Source organism: Micromonospora sp. NPDC007220 (assembly GCF_040634035.1).
GTDB lineage: Bacteria > Actinomycetota > Actinomycetes > Mycobacteriales > Micromonosporaceae > Micromonospora > Micromonospora reichwaldensis.
The window spans coordinates 118,192-135,118 of record NZ_JBEYEU010000003.1; the positions used below are offsets into that span (position 1 = coordinate 118,192).

The window sequence follows — 16,927 nt, forward strand, 5'->3', positions numbered from 1 at the left end:
GCACGCGAGACGCCGACGGCGGGTGACCCGGTCTCCCGGGGCACCCGCCGTCGGCGGTCTGGAACTCAGTTCTGTGCGGTCGCGTCGTCGGCGGCGATCACCGGCTCGACCGGCTCGACGTCCAGCCGGGAGATCCAGCCGGTGACGTCGCGGGCCACGTCCTGCGCGGTCAGGCCGAGGTCGGCGAGGATCTGCGCGCGGGTGCCGTGCGGGTGCCAGTCGGCTGGCACGCCCAGGTCCTTCAGCGGCACCCGGACGTCGGCGTCCCGCATCGCCTGGGCGAGGGCGTCACCCACGCCACCGACCCGGACGCCGTCCTCGACGGTGACCACGAGGCGGTGCCCGGCGGCCAGCTCGACCAGCTCGGCCGGGACCGGGCGGACCCAGCGCGGGTCGACCACGGTCACCCCGAAGCCCTGCCCGGCGACCCGGGTGGCCACCTCCATGCCCAGGTGGCCGAAGGAGCCGACCGCCACCAGCAGCACGTCCTTGCGCGCCGCCTCGGCCAGCACGTCGACGGTGCCGACCCGGCGCACGGCCGGCAGGTCGGCGGCGACGGTGCCGGTCGGGAAGCGGACGATGGTGGGGCCGTCGTCGACGGCCACAGCCTCGCGCAGCTCCTCGCGCAGGGTGGCGGCGTCGCGGGGCGCGGCGATCCGCAGGCCCGGCACGACCCCGAAGACGGACATGTCCCACATGCCGTAGTGGCTGGGCCCGTCGGGGCCGGTGATGCCGGCCCGGTCCAGCACGAAGGTCACCGGCAGCCGGTGCATCGCCACGTCCAGCAGGACCTGGTCGAAGGCGCGGTTGAGGAAGGTCGCGTAGACCGCCACCACGGGGTGCAGCCCGCCGAGGGCCAGGCCGGCGGCGGAGGTGGCCGCGTGCTGCTCGGCGATGCCCACGTCGTAGACCCGGTTCGGGTGCTTGCGGGCCAGCTTGGCTATGCCGGTGGGCTCGGCCATCGCGGCGGTGATGCCCACCACGTCGGGCCGCTCGTCGGCGATCGCGACCAGCTCGTCGGCGAAGACGTGCGTCCACTTCACCGACGGGGCGGCGACCAGCTTGCCGGTCTCGATGTCGAAGGCGCTGCCGGGGCCGTGCAGGCAGTCGGCCTCGTCCTCCTCGGCCGGGCGGTAGCCGTAGCCCTTACGGGTGACGGCGTGCACGATCACCGGGCCGCCGAAGTTCTTCGCCGCGCGCAGCGCCGACTCGACCGCGGCCACGTCGTGCCCGTCGACCGGGCCGACGTACTTGATGCCGAGGTCCTCGAACATCGCCTGCGGGGCGACGGCGTCCTTGATGCCCCGCTTGACGGCGTGCAGCACCTCGTACATCGGCCGGCCGACCAGCGGCGTCGAGCCGAGTGCCTCCTTGACGGTGTCGAGCACCTTCTCGTAGCCGGGATTGAGCCGCAGCGAGGAGAGGTGGTCGGCGAGGCCGCCGATGGTCGGCGCGTAGGACCGGCCGTTGTCGTTGACCACTATCACCAGCGGGTTGCGGGCGGTGGCGATGTTGTTCAGCGCCTCCCAGCACATGCCGCCGGTGAGCGCGCCGTCGCCGACCACGGCGACCACGCTGCGCTGCTCGCCCCGCAGCGCGTACGCCTTGGCCAGGCCGTCGGCGTAGGACAGGGCGGTGGAGGCGTGCGAGTTCTCGATCAGGTCGTGCTCGCTCTCGGCCTGGCTCGGGTAGCCGGAGAGGCCGCCGCGCTGGCGCAGCCGGTCGAAGCCGGCCTGCCGCCCGGTCACGATCTTGTGCACGTACGCCTGGTGGCCGGTGTCGAACAGGAACCGGTCGCGGGGCGAGTCGAAGACCCGGTGCATGGCCAGGGTCAGCTCGACCACGCCCAGGTTGGGGCCGACGTGCCCGCCGGTACGCGAGACCTTGGCGATCAGGAAGTCACGGATCTCGGCGGCGAGGACGTCCAACTCCTCGGCGGACATCCGCTTGACGTCCTGCGGACCCCGGACGGTGGCCAGCAGCCCGGTGTGGTGGACCGTGCCCTCTTCAACGCTCATGACGCAAGAGTCTATCGGCCGTCCGACACTCCGCAGGCTGGCCCGGACGCCCGCCCACCGACCGGGGGTGCTGAGCGCCTGGTCAGCCCCCGGATGGATCGCGGGCGGCCGGGGGCGTCAGGCCGCGATCCGCAGCCGCCGGGGCGCCGGGACGGCCGGGGCGCCCCGGTACGCCGGCCCGGAGGGGGTCCAGGAGCCCAGCACGGCGGCCCGGTCGGCGCCGGTCACCGAGGGCAGCGCGCCGGGCAGCCCGTGCCAGGAGAGCCAGCCCAGCAGGGCGAACGCGTACGCCTCCTTGGCCTGCGCGGGCACCCCCAGCTCGTCGGTGGTGCGCAGCCGCCAGCGCCCTGCCCCGAGGGCCGCCAGCCGGGCGGTCAGGGTGGAGTTGCGCACCCCGCCGCCGGCCGCCACCACCTCCGCCACGCCGTGCCGGTCGCACTCGGCGGCCACCACCCGGGCGGTCAGCTCGGTCAGGGTGGCGAGCACGTCGTCGGCCGGCACCGCCTCGCCGAGGGCGGCCAGCCGGGCGTCCAGGTAGCCGGCGTGGAACAGCTCCTTGCCTGTCGACTTGGGCGGCGGGGCCGCGTAGTACGGCTCGGCGAGCAGCGCGTCGAGCAGGCCGGGGTGCACCCGACCGGCCGCCGCGCGGGCACCGTCGAGATCGCAGGGGCGCCCGAGGAGGCGGCGGGCCGCCGCGTCGAGCAGCGCGTTGGCGGGCCCGACGTCGTACCCGAGCACCGACGCGCCCGGCGCGAGCACCGTGAGGTTGGCGATGCCGCCCAGGTTGAGCGCGGCGCGTGGGGCCGCGTCGTCGGCCGGGTCGAGCAGCAGCGCGTCGAACGCCGGGACCAGGGGCGCGCCCTGCCCGCTGGCCGCGACGTCCGCCGAGCGCAGGTCGCTGAGCACGGGTACGCCCACCCGGGCGGCCACCCGGGCCACCGCGCCCAGTTGCAGGGTGCCCCGGGCGCGCCCGTCGGCGACCCAGTGGAAGACCGTCTGCCCGGGCGAGACCACCGCGTCGACCGCGCCGCCGGCCAGCTCGACGCCGAGGGCCGCCGCCTCGGCGAAGACCTCGCCGAGGCGGTTGTCCAGCCGGCAGACCGCCTCGATCGTGGTGCTCCCGGGCGGCAGCAGCGCGCCGATCGCTTCGCGCAGTTCGTCGTTGTAGTCGAGGGCGCGGTGCCCCAGCGGGCGCAGCCGCAGCGTGTCCCCGTCGAGGGTGAACTCGGCGGCGGCCACGTCCACCCCGTCGTAGGAGGTCCCCGACATCAGTCCGACGATCTTCATGGCGTCAGGCTAGCGGGCGGCTCCGTCGGGCGGCAGGAGCAGACCGACCAGCTCGACGTGCTGGGTCATCGGGAACAGGTCGAAGCCGCGCAGCACGGTCAGCCGCCAGCCCAGCCCGGCGAAGGTGCGCACGTCGCGGGCGAAGGCGGCCGGGTCGCAGGCCACGTACGCCACCGCGCGGGGACCGGCGGCCACGACGTCGCGCACCACCCGGGCGCCCGCGCCGGAGCGCGGCGGGTCGAGCACCACCACGTCGACCGGGCCGGTGATCCGGCGGCGGGCCAGCGCGGTCTCCACGCGGGCCGGCACGACCTCCACCCGGGGCAGGTCGCGCAGGTTCTCCCGGGCGGCGGCGACGCCCTGCGCCGCCGACTCGACCAGGGTGACACGGCCCGCGTCGCCGACCCGGCCGGCGAGCGCGGCGGCGAAGAGCCCCGCCCCGCCGTAGAGGTCCCAGGCCCGCTCCCCCGGGCGCGGGTCGACCAGCTCCAGCACGGCGTCGACCAGGGTGTCGGCGGCGGCCGGGTGGACCTGCCAGAACGACGACGCCGGCAGCGTCCACTCCCGGCCGGTGGCCACCTCGCGGACCCGGTCCGGGCCGCTCACCGTGCGGGGCGTCCCGTCGGCGACGGCGGTCACGGCCACGTCCCCGCCGGTGGAGGCGACGGTCTCGACCGCGTCCGCGTCCGGCCAGCGCGCCCCGGTCGGGGCCAGCACGGGCAGCTCGCGGATCGCCGGGTGGGCGATCAGGCAGCGGTCGATCGGGACCACCTCGTGCGAGCGGTGCTTGAGCAGGCCGGCCCGGCCCGCCCCGTCGACGGCGTAGCGGACCCGGGAGCGCCAGCCGAGCGGCCCGCCTGGCAGCGCCTCGACCCGGACGCCGAGGGCGTCCAGCTCGGCCTCGGTGAGCCCGCCGAGGCGGGTGAGCTGCTCGCGCACCACCGCCGCTTTCCAGTCGAGCTGGGCGGCCGGGGCGACGTGTTGCAGGTCGCACCCGCCGCACCGGCCCGGCTTCGCGTACGGGCAGGGCTGCTCGACCCGGTCCGGGGCGGCCTCGAGCACGCTCACCGCGTCGGCCCGGACGAACCCCTTGTGCACCTCGGTGACCTCGGCGACCACCCGCTCGCCGGGCAGCGCGTGCCGGACGAAGACCACCTGGCCGTCCACCCGCGCGACGCAGTGCCCGCCGGGCGCGACCGCCCCCACGGTCAGCTCGACCCGCTCGGCCTCCTCCAGCCCCCGGTCGTTACCGTGCGCCCTCACCGTTCACCTCCACCACTCTGGCCGCTCTCGCCGGGCGGCGCGGACACGACGGGCGGGACGCTCGGCGGCAGGGTGCCGCGCGGCGCGACCCGGGGGCCGCGTGCCGGCCCCCGGCTCAGTGTGGCGTCCAGCCGGTCCAGGTCCTTGCCGGCGGTCGAGGCGAGCTGCCACGGCACGCTGGTCACCATCACCCCCGGTTCGAAGAGCAGCCGGCCCTTCAGGCGCAGCGCGCTCTGGTTGTGCAGCAGGTGCTCCCACCAGCGCCCCACCACGTACTCCGGGATGAAGACCGTGACCACGTCGCGCGGCGACTCCCGGCGGACGCCGGCCACGTAGTTCAGGATCGGGCGGGTGATCTCCCGGTACGGCGAGTCGACCACGGTCAGCGGGACGGGCAGGTCCCGCCGCTCCCACTCCGCCTGCAACTCCCGGGTGTCCTTCTCGTCGACGTTGACGGTCACCGCGGTCAGCGTGTCCGGCCGGGTGGCCCGGGCGTACGCGATCGCCCGCAGCGTCGGCTTGTGCAGCTTGCTGACCAGCACGACGGCGTGGTTGCGGGCGGGCAGCACGGCGCGGCCCTCGTCCGGCGGGGTCAGCTCCGCCGCGACCCGGTCGTAGTGCCGGCGGATGCCCAGCATCAGCACGTAGATCATCGCCATCGCGGCGATGGCGATCCACGCGCCGAGCAGGAACTTCGTGACGAGCACGACGATCAGCACCGCGCCGGTCATCGCCATGCCGAAGGTGTTGATCGCCCGGGAGCGGAGCATCCGCCGGCGCGCCTGCGGGTCCCGCGCGGTCCTCAGGTGCCGGTTCCAGTGCCGGATCATGCCGGCCTGGGAGAGCGTGAAGGAGACGAAGACGCCCACGATGTAGAGCTGGATGAGCTTGGTCACCTCGGCCTGGAAGCCGACGATCAGCACGATCGCGGCGACGGCCAGGAAGACGATGCCGTTGGAGAAGGCCAGCCGGTCGCCGCGGGTGTGCAGCTGCCGGGGCAGGTAGCGGTCCTGGGCGAGGATCGAGCCGAGCACCGGGAAGCCGTTGAACGCGGTGTTCGCGGCGAGGAAGAGGATCAGCGCGGTGACCCCGGCGACCACGAAGAGCAGCACCGAGCCGGAGCCGAAGACCGTCTCCCCGAGCTGGGTGGTGACGGTCTTCTGCACGTACCCCTCGGGGCCGGAGATGATCTGGAGCCGCGGGTCCTCGACGAACTGCAGGCCGGTGAGGCGGGACAGCCAGATGATGCCGACCAGCATCGCCACCGAGATGGTGCCGAGCAGCAGCAGCGTGGTGGCCGCGTTGCGGCTCTTCGGCGCCTTGAACGCCGGCACCCCGTTGGAGATCGCCTCCACGCCGGTCAGCGCCGCGCAGCCCGAGGAGAAGGTGCGCAGCAGCAGGAAGACCAGGGCGAAGCCGGTGACGCTGTGCTCGGCCTGGATCTCCAGGCCGGCGCTGGGCGCGCGCAGGTCGTGGCCGAGCACGAACACCCGGACCAGGCCGGTGAGCAGCATCCCGACCATCACGATGATGAAGCCGTAGGTGGGGATGGCGAAGGCCGTGCCGGACTCCCGCAGGCCGCGCAGGTTCACCGCGGTGAGCAGCACCACCGCGGTCACCGCGATCAGCACCTTGTGGGTGGCCACGAACGGCACCACCGAGCCCAGGTTGGCCACCCCGGAGGAGACCGAGACCGCGACCGTGAGCACGTAGTCCACCAGCAGCGCGCTGGCCACCGCGACCCCCGCCCGGGGTCCGAGGTTGACCGTGGCCACCTCGTAGTCGCCGCCGCCCGAGGGGTAGGCGTGCACGTTCTGCCGGTAGCTGGCCACGACGGTGAGCATCACCACCACGACGGCCAGGGCGATCCACGGCGAGAAGAAGTACGCCGAGGCGCCGGCGATGGAGAGGGTCAGCAGGATCTCGTCGGGCGCGTACGCGACGCTGGAGAGCGCGTCGGACGCGAACACGGGCAGCGCGATGCGCTTGGGCAGAAGCGTGTGCTTGAGCCGGTCGGACCGGAACGGTCGACCGAGGAGCAGCCGCTTCAGCAGCGAGGTGGGTCTGGCCACAACGGCCAAGCGTACGACCAGCCGGGTGGGCGTCGTGGGGTGGTCGAGCGCGGCGGGGCGGACCGGCGGAGTACCGTCGGTCCGCACTCGCGCCGGGAACGTGGCAGGCTCGCAGACGGCACGCTCACCGGCCGGTGTGGCGCACCTTGAGGAGGGACGCGGTGCATGTCGTGATCATGGGTTGTGGCCGGGTCGGCTCGACCCTCGCCTACAGCCTGGAGTCCCGGGGGCACTCGGTCGCGGTCATCGACCATGACGCCGACGCCTTCCGCCGGCTCGGCCCGGACTTCGCCGGGATCACCGTCACCGGCGCCGGCTTCGACGGGGAGGTGCTGCGGCAGGCCGGCATCGAGCGGGCGGACGCCTTCGCGGCCGTCTCCAGCGGCGACAACTCCAACATCATCTCGGCCCGGCTCGCCCGGGAGACGTTCGGCGTGTCCCGGGTGGCGGCGCGGATCTACGACCAGCGCCGCGCGCAGGTCTACGAGCGGCTCGGCATCCCCACCGTGGCCACCGTCCGGTGGACCGCCGAACGGATGCTGCGGCACCTGGTGCCGGAGGGGAACGTGGAGATCTTCCGCGACCCGACGAGCACGGTGTCGATCATCGAGGTGCCGGTGCACAAGGACTGGGTCAGCCGGCCGGTACGCGCCCTGGAGGGGGCGACCGGGGCCCGGGTGGCGTACCTGATCCGCTTCGGCATCGGCACGCTGCCGACCCGCTCCAGCGTCGTCCAGGAGGGCGACCAGCTCTTCATGCTGGTCACCGACGACATCGCGGAGACGGTCACGTCGGTGGCGGCGGCGCCGCCGGAAGGAGGGCTGTGAGCATGCGCATCGCCATCGCCGGCGCGGGCAACGTGGGCCGCTCGATCGCGCAGGAGCTGATCGACAACGGCCACCAGGTGATGCTCATCGAGCGCCAGCCCAGGATGCTCCGCCCCGACCGGGTGCCGGCCGCCGACTGGGTGCTGGCCGACGCCTGCGAGCTGGCCAGCCTGGAGGAGGCCGACATCGCCGGCTGCGACGTGGTGGTCGCGGCCACCGGGGACGACAAGGTCAACCTGGTGGTCTCGCTGCTGGCCAAGACCGAGTTCGCGGTGCCCCGGGTGGTGGCCCGGGTCAACCGGGCCGAGAACGAGTGGCTCTTCACCGAGCAGTGGGGCGTCGACGTCGCGGTGAGCAAGCCGCGGGTGATGGCGGCCCTGGTCGAGGAGGCGGTCACCGTCGGCGACCTGGTCCGGCTGATGACGTTCCGGCAGGGCGAGGCGAACCTGGTGGAGATCACCCTGCCGCCGACCGCCCCGTACGTCGGGGAGCCGTTGCGCGCGGTCCCGCTGCCCCGCGACTCGGCGCTGGTGGCGATCCTGCGCGGCAAGCGGGTGCTGGTGCCCACGCCGGACGACCCGTTGGAGGCCGGCGACGAGCTGATCTTCGTGTGCACGGCGGAGGTCGAGGACGCGGTCCGCGCGGTGGTGCTCGGGGCGGACAGCGTCGAGCGCACCCGCGAGCAGCGCTGAGGCGGCGGCCTCAGCCGCCGGGCAGCGCCTCGGACTCCGCCTCCCGGGTGACCCGGCGCACCGTCCAGACCGTGATCAGCAGCAGCAGCACGTACGGCGGGTAACCCAGCACCAGCCGCGCCACGCCGAGCGCCGTGTCCTGGTGGGCGAGGTAGAGCCCCGCCTGCACGCCCACCTTGGCCAGCCACACCACGCCCCACAGCACGGTGAGCCCGGTGAAGGTGCGTACCAGGCGCGGATCGTCGCGCCACTCCGAGCGGCCCTTGGCCACCAGCACCGACCAGATCCACCCCACGAGGGGCTGCCGGAGCGCCGCCGAGAGCAGCAGGGCCAGTCCGTAGCCGATGCCGTAGAGGATGCCGGGAAGGTAGAAGTCGCGTTCGTCGCCGGTGCGCCAGGCGATCGCGGCGCCGACGGCGACGCCGAAGAGCCCGTTGACCGCGTGCCGGACCGGGCGGCGCTGCGCCAGCCGGAGCCCGGCGATCGCGAGGGCCACGGCCACCGAGGCGATCACGGCGGGCCGCAGCTCGCCGATGATGTTGGCCAGCACGAAGACGACCACCGGGATGCTGGACTCGACCAGGCCCCGCCAGCCGCCGAGCTGGTCGGCCATCTGCTCGGCGAGGGTGGGCAGCGGCTCCTCGCCCTGCGGGTCGCTCTCCGGCTGTGCCGCCCGGTGCTGTCCCGTCGTCATCGCACGCCTTCCGTCCGCCGCGGCCACCGGATCACTTCGGCGGTTCCAGCTCGTAGTACGGGTTGTAGATGACCTTGCGGTCGTCGCGCACCGCCACCCGACCGCGCGCGGTCAGGTGCCGGCCGGGCTCGATCCCGGCGATGTGCCGCCGGCCCAGCCAGACCAGGGTGACCACGTCGCTGCCGTCGTAGAGGTCCGCCTCCAGCGTGGGCAGGTTGGTCCGCGGGGTGTAGACGACCGTACGCAGCCGACCGGCCACCGAGACCACCTGGCCCCGCATGCACTGCCCGGCCGGTACACCGCCGTGCTCGGCGCTCTCCCGGCGCAGCTCCTGCGCCTCGATCTCCGCCTCGCTCGCCGTCAGCCGTCGCAGCATGCGGCGCAGCGGACCCCGGCCCTCGTCGGTCGACATGACCTCCGCGTCACCCTCTCCACGCTGGGCCGACGCGTCGCCGGCACCCGGGACGACCCCGGCGACGCCGGAACCGTCCCGCCAGCGTACGCCGACGGGGCCGGTCCCGGCGCGTCGTGACGGTCGGTCAGGCCTCGCGGGGCGCGGGCGCGGGGTTACCGTCGGCCGGTGCCTCGGTGCCCGCCTGGTCGGCCACCTCGCGGGGCAGCCGCAGCGGCAGCGGCTCGCGCACCGGCTTGGCCTCCTGGCCCCGGTCGACCACCAGGCCGTCGAGGCACTCGGCCAGCGGGCCGGCGGCGGCCGGGTCGGTGGCCACCTCGCCCTGGTAGACGCCGCGGACCATCCAGCGCGGCCCGTCGATGCCGACGAACCGCAGGGCGGTCAGCCCGTCCGGGGTACGCACCCGGGCGTGCAGCTCGGTGCCGTACTCGCCCTGGACCTCCTGGGCCGCCGCGCCGTCGTTGAACAGCGACTGGCGGATCTCCTCGCGCACCTCGTCCCAGATGCCCTCGGAGCGCGGCGCGGCGAAGACACCGAGCTGGAGCGCGTTCGGACCGTGCACGAGCACGACCTGCTGGATCACGCCCTCCGGGTCGGCCTGCACCCGCACCTCGACATCCCGCACCGCCGGAATGTGCAGGCTGCCCAGGTCGAGCCGCTGCACCCCCTCGGGCGCCTCGGAGATGTCGTACGGGCCGCGGGCCGGGGTCGACTCCTCGTGCGAGTCGAGGACCTCGGTCGTCCGCTCGTCACGGGCGTGCCGTCCGGCACTGTCCCGCTTCCGGGAGAAGATCACTGCGCCAACCCTCCGCTGTTCGCTCTCACCCTGCCACCTCTTCCGTCCGGCCGCCTGCCCGGTCCCGCTCTTCCCGTCGCACGTCCGGCGACCGCCGTCCGTCCGGCGCCGCCGGGGCCGCGTCCTGCCCGCCGTCCGCCGGGGACGGCACCAGGCCGCCGTGGCCGCCCGTGGAGCCGTGGCCGCCGGTCCCCCGCCGGGACTCGGGCAGCTCGGCCACCGGCCGGAAGTCCGCCCGCGCCACCCGCTGCACGACGAGCTGCGCGATGCGGTCACCACGGGAGATCTTCGCCGGTGTCTCCCGATCATGGTTGATCAGGTTGACCAGGATCTCACCCCGGTAGCCGGCGTCGACCGTACCGGGCGCGTTGAGCACCGTCACGCCGAGTCTGGCGGCGAGCCCCGAACGGGGGTGGACCAGGCCCACGTACCCCTCGGGCAACGCGATCGCCACGCCGGTCGGGACCAGGGCCCGGCCGCCGGGTGGCAGCTCGACGTCCGCCGCGGCCACCAGGTCCGCGCCGGCATCGCCGGGATGGGCGTACGCCGGCAGCGGCAGCTCGGGGTCGAGCTGCCGTACGGGCACGGGTACGACGTCGGTCACGGTTCTCCTCTTCCGTCCGTTTCCTGGGGTGACCCTGCCATCCTGCCGGTTCCGTCGCCCGTCGTGCGCCGTACCCTCGCAGGAGTGAGCCTGTCACCATCCTCGCCGTCCCCGGCGCCGCCCGCGGCGGTGCCCCCGCAGCACGCCGAGCGGCTCGGTCTGCCCTGGTGGCTGTGGCTGGGTGGCCTGGCTGCGGCCACGCTGCTGGCCCTCGAGGTCTGGATGGGCGCCCCCGGCGTCCGCGCCTGGCTGCCCTTCGTCGTGCTGCTCCCGGCGACCGTCGCCGGCCTGGCCTGGCTGGGCCGGATCCGGATCGCCGTACGCGACGACGAGCTGCGGGTGGACGACGCCCGGCTGCCGGTCCGGTTCGTCGCCGACGTCGTCCCGTTGGACGCCGCCGGCCGGCGTGAGGTGCTCGGGGTCGGCGCCGACCCGCTGGCGTTCGTGGTGCAGCGGCCGTGGATCCCCGGCGCCGTGCAGGTGGTCCTCGACGACCCGGCCGACCCCACCCCGTTCTGGGTGGTCAGCACCCGGCACCCGGTCGAGCTGGCCGAGGCGCTCCTCGCCGCCCGCGACGCCGCCCGGACCTGAGTTCGTCCGGCGCCCGGTCGCGCCGTCCCCCTGCCCGACGCCGGTCCCTCCGCTCGGGCCCCGGCCGCCCAGGCGCTGTCCGTCCGTCCGGCCGCTGCCCGTTCGCTCCGACGCTGTCCGGCGGCGTTCGGGACCCTGCCCGTGCTCGGTGCCGGTTGCCCGCTCAGCGGGCGCCGGGGAGGGCCGGCGGGGCGTCCGGCAGGGCCTTGGCCTGGCGACGCAGGTCGCTGCGGAGCTGGTCCGCCATGGTCCGGGTGGCCCGGCGGTTGAGGTAGCTGGCCACCGCCGCCCCGGTGAGGAAGGGCCCGAGGGTGGTCAGGTTGCGGCCGAAGCGCTTGAGCAGCGTGTCCCGCAGCTCCTTGCGCGCGGCGGTGCCCAGCACGGCGCCCACCCCGACACCGGGCATCATCGGGTTGATCCCCCGCTGGCCGGCCCAGGACTGCACCAGCGCGACGGCCCGCTGGGTGCCGCCGCTCGGCACCGGGACCCCGTAGACCTCGTGCAGTTCGCCGATCAGCTTCAGCTCGACCGCCACCACGGCGACCGTCTCGGCGGCCAGCAGGACCGGCGCGGAGAGCAGGGTCGGGGCGACCGCCCACTCGACCGCCGCCACTCCCCCGCCGGCGGCGCCGATGCCGGCCGTCGTCCGCGCGGCGTTGCGGACCAGCCGCTCGGCCAACGCCTCGCCGTCCAGGCCGTCGAAGTGCCGGCGCAGGGTGGCCAGGTCGCGTACGGGCACGTGCGGGGCGACCTCGGCGACCGTGTCGACCATCCAGCGCACCGCGCTCTTCGGCTTGAACAGGTCGGTCAGCCCACGCGCCCGCGCCTGCCCGACGAGCCGGCCGAGCAGTTGCCGCCGGCGCGCCGGCTCGACGTCGTCGGCGGTCAGGGCCGCGACGGTGGCACCCAGCTCGTCCGTGCCGCGCGCGGGCACCGCGTCGGCATGGTCGTCCCGCGCGACGGGGTCGTCCGCGCCGTCGGCGCGGCCCTGGTCCGCGCCACGCGTGCCGCCGGACTCGCTCCGCTCGCTCATGGACCGACCTCCCGAATGGACCGACGTCGTCATGACGGTCACCCGTCAACGAGTCAAGCAGGTCCCCGGGAATGCCGCACGGCGACTCGGGCAGCGGCGGCCCCGACGAGGGAGCCGCCGCTGGTGCGGACGCACGGTGTCAGACGCACTCGCGGCAGATCAGGTCGCCGTTACGCTCGACCGCCAACTGGCTGCGGTGGTGCACCAGGAAGCAGCGGGCGCACCGGAACTCGTCCTGCTGCATCGGCAGCACCTTGACCGTGAGTTCCTCGTCCGCCAGGTCGGCGCCGGGCAGCTCGAAGCTCTCGGCCACCTCGGCCTCGTCGACGTCCACGGCGCCCGACTGTGAGTCGACGCGTCGGGCCTTGAGCTCTTCCAGGCTGTCCTCGCCGAGGTCGACCTCGTCGCGACGCGGGGCGTCGTAGTCGGTGGCCATCGGTTTCACTCTCCCATATCGATGTTGTCGCTTCCGGTTGTAACGCCGGACGACGCTGTTTCGGTTCCGCTGGCCGGCCACCACTTGTGTCGGTCACCCGACCCGAAGACAGCACGGACGGAGGCATCCCCAAGGAACACCCGACGAGCGCGGAACCATACCCCCCCATTTGGCGAGGCATGTATACCGCCCTCGTGGCTGAGATGTACGCCCCCGCACGCGAAGTTGTTCCCAATGTGACTCAGGCGACACGAAGATAGGGGTAGTACTACCCGGTTCCCGGATGGCGCGCCGGCATGTCCGGCTGTTTCCACGCGACGGCCGGACAACCGTTAACCTCAGCGGCGTACTCGACGGCCGGCGGGGCGGCCCGACCACCGGCGGCCGCCACCACCCACCCACTGTCCGGGGAGCACCCTGATGAGCTTTGCACGAGTGCGAGCACTCGTTGTCGTCGGCCTGCTGGCGGTGCTGGCCCTCGTCTTCGTGGTCGTCGCACTGGTCCGCGACACCCAGAGCAGCGCCGGCCTCGCCGGAGGCTGCCCCGAGGGCTGGCCGATGGCCGACGTGACCCTGCGGGAACCCAAGGACGTCAAGATCAACGTCTACAACGCGACCGACGAAGCGGGTCGGGCCAGCACCGTCGCGGACGACTTCCGCAACCGTAAGTTCCAGGTCAAGAAGGTCGGCAACGAGAAGAAGCACATCGACGACATCGCGGTCCTGCGCTACGGCCCGAAGGGCGTCGGCTCGGCGCACCTGCTGCGGGCGTACTTCCTCGACAACGCCGAGTGGGACTACGACGCCAAGCGCACCGACGACGTCGTCGACGTGGTGCTCGGCGGCGGCTTCCAGCAGCTCGCCACCACCACCGAGGTCAACCAGTCCCTGGGCGACCTCGGCGCGCCGGTCGCACCGGCCGAGTCCTGCCCGATGTCCGAGGACGACTGACCACGCCGTGCCCCCGGTCCCGCCGGGGGCACGGCGCCGGCCGGTCAGGGACCGCCCGAGGCGTCCAGGTCCGCGAGGCGGTCGTGCAGCGGCTTGAACAACGCCGCCGGCGCGGCGATCACCAGGTCCGGGCCGGCCGGCAGCCCGCCCAGCCCGGCGACCAGCAGCCCGGCCTCGGTCGCCACCAGGGCACCGGCGGCCTGGTCCCAGGCCGCGAGCCCCTTCTCGTAGTAGGCGTCCACCCGCCCCTCCGCCGCCAGGCAGAGATCCAGCGCCGCGGCGCCGAACCGGCGGATGTCCCGGATGTGCGGGATCAGCTCGGCGACCACCCGGGCCTGGTGCGCCCGGCGCCCCGGGTCGTAGCCGAATCCCGTGGCGACCAGCGCCTGGCCGAGATCGGTCTCCGTGGAGCAGCGCAGCCGCTCGCCGTCGCGCCAGGCGCCCCCGCCGGCGGTGGCCGTCCACTCCTCGCCGGTGCTGACGTTGCGCACCACCCCGGCGACCACCTCGCCGTCGACCTCGGCGGCGAGCGACACCGCACAGTGCGGGATCCCGTAGAGGTAGTTGACCGTGCCGTCGATCGGGTCCACGATCCATCGGACGCCGCCGGGGGCGACCGGGCCGGTCTCCCCCGCCCCGTACTCCTCGCCGAGGACGGCGTCGCCCGGCCGCAGCCGGCGCAGCGCGTCGATCACCTGCCGCTCGACCGCCCGGTCGGCGGCGGTCACCACGTCGGTGACCGTGCTCTTGGTGGCCGCCACCGACACGCCCTCGACCCTCATCCGGTACGCGGTGGCGGCCGCGTCCCGGGCCACCTCGACCGCGATGTCCAGCAGTTCCGCCGGCGCCGAGCGATCCATCGTTCGTCCCCTTCCCGCACGGCCGGGGTGTTCCGGGTCACGCGCTGTACCATCCTTACAAAGTCCACATCTACGTCGAATCGGCGGTCCCCGCCGCCGGTCCGCCGTGCGGCGCGGGATGATCGCCGCAGACGGCGTTACAATTCACCCCTGCCCACGCTGCGACGGACCGCCAACGACCGGCCGGCCCGGGACACGGGGGTCCCTCAACCACATCGCCCGGCAAGGTGCCCCGCTCTGCGTCGGACGACCCGGCCGTGCTCGCTCTTCGCCTCCGGAAGGTCATTCGTGACAGAACCCCGCCAGACCGGCGCCGACGTTCGCTCGCTCACCGACACTCTGATCGCCCACGCGCAGAGCGCGGGCGGCCAGCTCACGTCGGCTCAGCTCGCGCGCACCGTCGAGTCCGCCGAGGTGACTCCGGCCCAGGCCAAGAAGATCCTGCGGGCGCTCTCCGAGGCGGGAGTGACCGTGGTGGTCGACGGCTCGGCGAGCACCCGCCGCCGCGTCGCCGCCGCCCGATCGGCCACTCCCGCGTCCCGGGCCACCACCGCCAAGACCACCAAGAAGGCCGTCGCGCCCGCCCCGAAGCAGGCGCCCGCCGCGGACGAGGCCCCGGCGCCCGTCCCGCGCAAGGCCGCCCCACGCAAGGCCACCGGCACGACCGCCGAGGTGGCGGCCAAGGCCGCCGCGCCCGCGAAGGCGACCAAGGCGACCCGGGCCACCAAGGCGACGGTCGCCGCGGCCGGCGCCAAGCCGGCCAAGGCCGGCGGCAAGGCCAAGGGCGAGGGCGCCGAGGGCGACATCGACCCGGAGGAGCTGGCCGCCGCGATCGAGGACGTGGTCGTCGAGGAGCCGGCGGAGCTGACCCGCGCCGCCGAGACCGACGCCGCCAACTCGGCCAGCGACAACGACTTCGAGTGGGACGACGAGGAGTCCGAGGCGCTCAAGCAGGCGCGTCGCGACGCGGAGCTGACCGCCTCCGCCGACTCGGTCCGGGCCTACCTCAAGCAGATCGGCAAGGTCCCGCTGCTCAACGCCGAGCAGGAGGTGGAGCTGGCCAAGCGGATCGAGGCCGGGCTCTACGCCGCGGAGCGGCTGCGGGCTGCCGACGAGGGCGAGGAGAAGCTCACCCGCGAGATGCAGCGGGACCTGGGCTGGATCTCGCGCGACGGCGAGCGCGCCAAGAACCACCTGCTGGAGGCCAACCTCCGGCTGGTGGTCTCGCTGGCCAAGCGTTACACCGGTCGCGGCATGGCCTTCCTCGACCTGATCCAGGAGGGCAACCTCGGCCTGATCCGCGCGGTCGAGAAGTTCGACTACACCAAGGGCTACAAGTTCTCCACGTACGCCACCTGGTGGATCCGGCAGGCGATCACCCGGGCCATGGCCGACCAGGCCCGCACCATCCGCATCCCGGTGCACATGGTCGAGGTCATCAACAAGCTCGGCCGCATCCAGCGCGAGCTGCTCCAGGACCTGGGCCGCGAGCCCACCCCGGAGGAGCTCGCCAAGGAGATGGACATCACACCGGAGAAGGTGCTGGAGATCCAGCAGTACGCCCGGGAGCCCATCTCGCTGGACCAGACCATCGGCGACGAGGGCGACAGCCAGCTCGGTGACTTCATCGAGGACTCCGAGGCCGTGGTCGCGGTCGACGCGGTCTCGTTCTCGCTCCTGCAGGATCAGCTCCAGCAGGTGCTGCAGACGTTGTCCGAGCGTGAGGCGGGGGTGGTACGCCTGCGCTTCGGGCTGACCGACGGCCAGCCGCGCACGCTGGACGAGATCGGCCAGGTCTACGGGGTGACCCGGGAACGCATCCGGCAGATCGAGTCCAAGACGATGTCCAAGTTGCGTCACCCGTCGCGTTCGCAGGTGCTCCGGGACTACCTGGACTGATCGCGATCGTCAACCGAACGTGTCGTTTTGACCACCTGGCGTGCAACGTCGGAAGGTGATCGTTCGGTTGCACGATTGTGATCGTTGACGTGGCACCCTTGGTGCACGGCACACTGTCCCTGCCATGTGTGACCTCGGTCCCCCGCGGGCACACAGGGAAGGCAGCGCCGGGACAGGGTGTTGCACGATAGGTGAGCAAAGACCGAAGAGAGTGTTCATCGGTGACGACCAGAGGAGGAAGGCGATGACCCCGACCCTCACGCCGCCGCCCGAGACGGTGGCTCCCCCAGCCGCCGATGAACGGTGCGACCGCTGCAATGCTGCCGGCAAGCTCCGGATCACTCTGGCGGGTGGGAGCGAGCTGGTGTTCTGTGGGCACCACGCGAACAAGTACGCGGAGGATCTCGTGAAGATCACCGTGCGGTTCGCGACGGACCCGGAGTTCAGCTGGCGTGGCGCCGATCTGATGGCGAACTGAGATCCGCAAACCCA

At 73.7% G+C, this 16,927-nt stretch carries 17 protein-coding genes; 6 read left to right on the plus strand and 11 right to left on the minus strand.

The window, feature by feature from the left end; translation table 11 throughout:
* Positions 1–65: 65 nt before the first annotated feature.
* The 4 genes from dxs to ABZ573_RS08940 form a co-directional block, all read right to left on the minus strand.
* Positions 66–2,018 carry a 1-deoxy-D-xylulose-5-phosphate synthase gene (dxs, locus tag ABZ573_RS08925; protein WP_327030886.1) on the minus strand — a complete coding sequence of 651 codons (1,953 nt, stop codon included), beginning with the start codon at positions 2,016–2,018 and terminating at the stop codon, positions 66–68.
* Between the two features lie 117 nt (positions 2,019–2,135).
* On the minus strand, positions 2,136–3,305 hold the full coding sequence (locus tag ABZ573_RS08930) for an anhydro-N-acetylmuramic acid kinase (protein WP_358116943.1): 1,170 nt from the start codon (positions 3,303–3,305) through the stop codon (positions 2,136–2,138).
* Between the two features lie 9 nt (positions 3,306–3,314).
* The gene (locus ABZ573_RS08935; protein WP_358116946.1) at positions 3,315–4,568 is read right to left on the minus strand and encodes a TRAM domain-containing protein; all 1,254 of its coding nucleotides are present in this window, start codon (positions 4,566–4,568) and stop codon (positions 3,315–3,317) included.
* On the minus strand, positions 4,565–6,640 hold the full coding sequence (locus ABZ573_RS08940) for an APC family permease (RefSeq protein WP_151452455.1): 2,076 nt from the start codon (positions 6,638–6,640) through the stop codon (positions 4,565–4,567). The genes ABZ573_RS08935 and ABZ573_RS08940 overlap by 4 nt, the downstream gene beginning before the upstream one ends.
* Positions 6,641–6,801: 161 nt before the next feature.
* Between ABZ573_RS08940 and ABZ573_RS08945 the strand changes: the two genes are divergently transcribed.
* Positions 6,802–7,467: a TrkA family potassium uptake protein gene (locus ABZ573_RS08945; protein ID WP_151452454.1), complete on the plus strand. Its 666-nt coding sequence runs from the start codon at positions 6,802–6,804 to the stop codon at positions 7,465–7,467.
* 2 nt (positions 7,468–7,469) lie between these two features.
* Complete coding sequence (locus tag ABZ573_RS08950) at positions 7,470–8,159, plus strand: TrkA family potassium uptake protein (protein ID WP_132233250.1); 690 nt, start codon at positions 7,470–7,472, stop codon at positions 8,157–8,159.
* Positions 8,160–8,169: 10 nt separating this feature from the next.
* Here the strand turns inward: ABZ573_RS08950 and ABZ573_RS08955 are convergent, their stop codons facing one another.
* From ABZ573_RS08955 to dut, 4 genes are all read right to left on the minus strand, one after another.
* Positions 8,170–8,853, minus strand: coding sequence for a DUF3159 domain-containing protein (locus tag ABZ573_RS08955; protein ID WP_151452453.1), 684 nt, complete (start codon positions 8,851–8,853; stop codon positions 8,170–8,172).
* 31 nt (positions 8,854–8,884) lie between these two features.
* Entirely contained in the window at positions 8,885–9,265 is a 381-nt protein-coding gene (locus ABZ573_RS08960; RefSeq protein WP_151452452.1) for an OB-fold nucleic acid binding domain-containing protein, read from the minus strand.
* A gap of 127 nt (positions 9,266–9,392) precedes the next feature.
* The gene (locus ABZ573_RS08965) at positions 9,393–10,061 is read right to left on the minus strand and encodes a DUF3710 domain-containing protein (RefSeq protein WP_151452451.1); all 669 of its coding nucleotides are present in this window, start codon (positions 10,059–10,061) and stop codon (positions 9,393–9,395) included.
* A gap of 25 nt (positions 10,062–10,086) precedes the next feature.
* On the minus strand, positions 10,087–10,665 hold the full coding sequence (gene dut / locus ABZ573_RS08970; protein ID WP_358116951.1) for a dUTP diphosphatase: 579 nt from the start codon (positions 10,663–10,665) through the stop codon (positions 10,087–10,089).
* 90 nt (positions 10,666–10,755) lie between these two features.
* On the opposite strand from dut, the gene ABZ573_RS08975 reads away from it, so the two are divergent.
* On the plus strand, positions 10,756–11,256 hold the full coding sequence (locus ABZ573_RS08975; protein WP_327031172.1) for a DUF3093 domain-containing protein: 501 nt from the start codon (positions 10,756–10,758) through the stop codon (positions 11,254–11,256).
* 163 nt (positions 11,257–11,419) lie between these two features.
* On the opposite strand, the gene ABZ573_RS08980 is transcribed toward ABZ573_RS08975, so the two are convergent.
* Positions 11,420–12,289 carry a hypothetical protein gene (locus tag ABZ573_RS08980; RefSeq protein WP_358116954.1) on the minus strand — a complete coding sequence of 290 codons (870 nt, stop codon included), beginning with the start codon at positions 12,287–12,289 and terminating at the stop codon, positions 11,420–11,422.
* A gap of 139 nt (positions 12,290–12,428) precedes the next feature.
* On the minus strand, positions 12,429–12,725 hold the full coding sequence (locus ABZ573_RS08985) for a DUF4193 domain-containing protein (RefSeq protein ID WP_013284790.1): 297 nt from the start codon (positions 12,723–12,725) through the stop codon (positions 12,429–12,431).
* 435 nt (positions 12,726–13,160) lie between these two features.
* Between ABZ573_RS08985 and ABZ573_RS08990 the strand changes: the two genes are divergently transcribed.
* Positions 13,161–13,676, plus strand: a complete 516-nt coding sequence (locus tag ABZ573_RS08990) for a LytR C-terminal domain-containing protein (RefSeq protein WP_192581217.1) — start codon at positions 13,161–13,163, stop codon at positions 13,674–13,676.
* A 44-nt stretch (positions 13,677–13,720) separates the two neighbouring features.
* Here ABZ573_RS08990 and ABZ573_RS08995 read toward each other — a convergent pair whose 3' ends face one another.
* A complete protein-coding gene (locus ABZ573_RS08995) occupies positions 13,721–14,536 on the minus strand; it encodes an inositol monophosphatase family protein (RefSeq protein WP_151452448.1) in 816 nt (271 codons plus the stop codon).
* Positions 14,537–14,824: 288 nt separating this feature from the next.
* On the opposite strand from ABZ573_RS08995, the gene ABZ573_RS09000 reads away from it, so the two are divergent.
* Both ABZ573_RS09000 and ABZ573_RS09005 read left to right on the plus strand, forming a co-directional pair.
* Positions 14,825–16,435, plus strand: coding sequence for an RNA polymerase sigma factor (locus tag ABZ573_RS09000; RefSeq protein ID WP_358116956.1), 1,611 nt, complete (start codon positions 14,825–14,827; stop codon positions 16,433–16,435).
* A gap of 244 nt (positions 16,436–16,679) precedes the next feature.
* The gene (locus tag ABZ573_RS09005; RefSeq protein ID WP_074474066.1) at positions 16,680–16,913 is read left to right on the plus strand and encodes a hypothetical protein; all 234 of its coding nucleotides are present in this window, start codon (positions 16,680–16,682) and stop codon (positions 16,911–16,913) included.
* The last annotated feature ends 14 nt before the right edge of the window (positions 16,914–16,927 follow it).

Coding starts and splice junctions, on each gene's coding strand:
- dxs (WP_327030886.1), bottom strand. CDS start 2,018: ATGAGCGTTGAAGAGGGCACGGTCCACCACACCGGGCTGCTGGCCACC.
- ABZ573_RS08930 (WP_358116943.1), bottom strand. CDS start 3,305: ATGAAGATCGTCGGACTGATGTCGGGGACCTCCTACGACGGGGTGGAC.
- ABZ573_RS08950 (WP_132233250.1), top strand. CDS start 7,470: ATGCGCATCGCCATCGCCGGCGCGGGCAACGTGGGCCGCTCGATCGCG.
- ABZ573_RS08955 (WP_151452453.1), bottom strand. CDS start 8,853: ATGACGACGGGACAGCACCGGGCGGCACAGCCGGAGAGCGACCCGCAG.
- ABZ573_RS08960 (WP_151452452.1), bottom strand. CDS start 9,265: ATGTCGACCGACGAGGGCCGGGGTCCGCTGCGCCGCATGCTGCGACGG.
- ABZ573_RS08980 (WP_358116954.1), bottom strand. CDS start 12,289: ATGAGCGAGCGGAGCGAGTCCGGCGGCACGCGTGGCGCGGACCAGGGC.
- ABZ573_RS08985 (WP_013284790.1), bottom strand. CDS start 12,725: ATGGCCACCGACTACGACGCCCCGCGTCGCGACGAGGTCGACCTCGGC.
- ABZ573_RS08995 (WP_151452448.1), bottom strand. CDS start 14,536: ATGGATCGCTCGGCGCCGGCGGAACTGCTGGACATCGCGGTCGAGGTG.
- ABZ573_RS09005 (WP_074474066.1), top strand. CDS start 16,680: ATGACCCCGACCCTCACGCCGCCGCCCGAGACGGTGGCTCCCCCAGCC.